Annotated in this window: 1 protein-coding gene; it reads left to right on the top strand. The window is 57.0% G+C overall.

Features of this window, described 5'->3' with window-relative positions; all coding sequences use genetic code 11:
• Positions 1-1925 (top strand): ATP-binding protein (locus CPT76_RS20650; protein ID WP_181152972.1); only part of this gene is annotated, 1925 nt, incomplete at both ends.

Genomic DNA, 1925 nt, shown 5'->3' on the forward strand with positions numbered 1-1925 from the left:
GACGGATCGAAATTATCGTTCAGGTCGCCAATTACTTGTATACCACCGGCGGCGTATTTACGCCGATCCTGTTCGGGGAGCAGCACGCGATTATGCAGAGCAAGGAGATGTATTTGTTCGCCGACTGGATGACGATAGCAGGATTCTTTACCGCCGCCCTATATTTTCTCGGATTTCAGCAAATCCGTAAGAAGGAGCCGGCCTCCCTGCATCTGGGGTTGTTTTGTCTGACGGCGATTGGTTATGTCCTGCTGCACGGGGAGAAGATGATCTCAGGCTTTTGGCCGGGCCTATCTTATGAGTGGGTCTTGAAGAGCCAGCTGATCATATCCGCACTGATCTACTATTTTTTGTTAAAGTTTGTGTCCGCTTCGGTACGCAGCGGTGTTCATCCCATCGTCATGCGTTCTTACGCGTTTCTCGGCGGGGCATCCATCGCGGTTGCAATTATTTTTCCCAGTATTTTGTTCTCCAAAATCGAACCTTTGCTGGTTGCCTTCTCAGCATTGTGCATCACCTACATTATCGGCATCATGCTGCGGGACCTCCGCCGGCGGCGGAATTCGGGAGAATACCTGCTCACGATCCTCGGCATCATCAGCATCCTCATGGTTATTATCACCAACCTGCTCCCGTTAATCGGGGTCTACGAAGGCATGGTTTTTACTCCCGTAGAAATGCTGATCTTCGTCGTGACTCAGTCGGCCCTGCTCGCCCGGCGCTATGACCGGACGTTTAATGAAGTGGAGCAGCTGTCCCGCAGGCTCCTGACCCTGGATGGTTTAAAGGATGAGTTTATGGCGAACACCTCCCATGAGCTGCGGACACCCGTGCACGGAATGGTCAACATGGCCCAATCCTTGCTGGAAGGGGCCTCCGGGGAACTGAACCGGGAGCAGCGCGGCAATCTCAAGCTGATCATGACGACAGGGAAGCGGCTGACGCTCCTGATCAACGATATTTTGGATTTTGCCAAGCTGAAGAACGGGGAGATCGTCATGAGGAGGCAGCCCGTCGATTTGGCTTCGGTGACCGGTTCCGTGCTGGAGATCATCCGTAATCTCGCAGGGAGCAAACGAATCATGCTGGAGGAAAGCCTGCCGGAGGATCTGCCTTTCCTGCTGACGGACGAGGACCGTCTTCAGCAGATTTTGTTTAATCTTCTTGGCAATGCGGTGAAGAATACTTCCAGCGGAAGCATCCGGATTGCGGCCGGCAAACGGGGCGACGCCGTGCTTATCTCAGTGGCCGACACTGGGATCGGCATTGCGGCGGAGCGGCTGGAGGCTATTTTTACCCCGTTCGATCAGCTGGACATGCCGGAGGGGCACGAATCTTCCGGCACCGGCCTTGGGCTCAGCATTACCAAAAGGCTCGTTGAGCTGAGCGGCGGCCGCATTTGGGTCGAATCGCAGCTGGGACGGGGCTCAACCTTTCACTTCACCGTTCCCGCCGCCGGTCCAAGACCAAAAACGGCAGATCGCGCAGCAGCCGGCATCTCTTCGGAACGCATCCGCGAGGAAACGGCTGCGGCGCTGGCGCCTGCCGATCCGCAGATGCCTGATCACGGGGCGGAACGCGCAACCGTCCTGATGGTGGACGACGATCCCGTTAATCTTCAGGTGCTGCGTAATCTGCTGGCACTCGAGGGCTACCGGTTGATGACGGCCAGCAATGGGCAGGAGGCGCTGGCTAAGATCCAATCCGGGCAGTCGATCGATCTGGTCATTGCCGATTGGATGATGCCGGGCATGTCGGGCCTGGACCTGTGCCGAAGTGTGCGCCGGCAGTTTTCCCTGTCGGCCCTTCCCATTCTTCTTCTGACGGCCAGAAGCCTGCCGGAGGATGTCCGCATCGGGCTCTCGGCCGGAGCGAACGATTTTCTCCGCAAGCCGGTTGATGCCGAAGAGCTGCGGGCCAGGGTC

The sequence above is a fragment of the Paenibacillus sp. AR247 genome (genome assembly GCF_002968895.1).
Lineage (GTDB): Bacteria > Bacillota > Bacilli > Paenibacillales > Paenibacillaceae > Paenibacillus_AQ > Paenibacillus_AQ favisporus.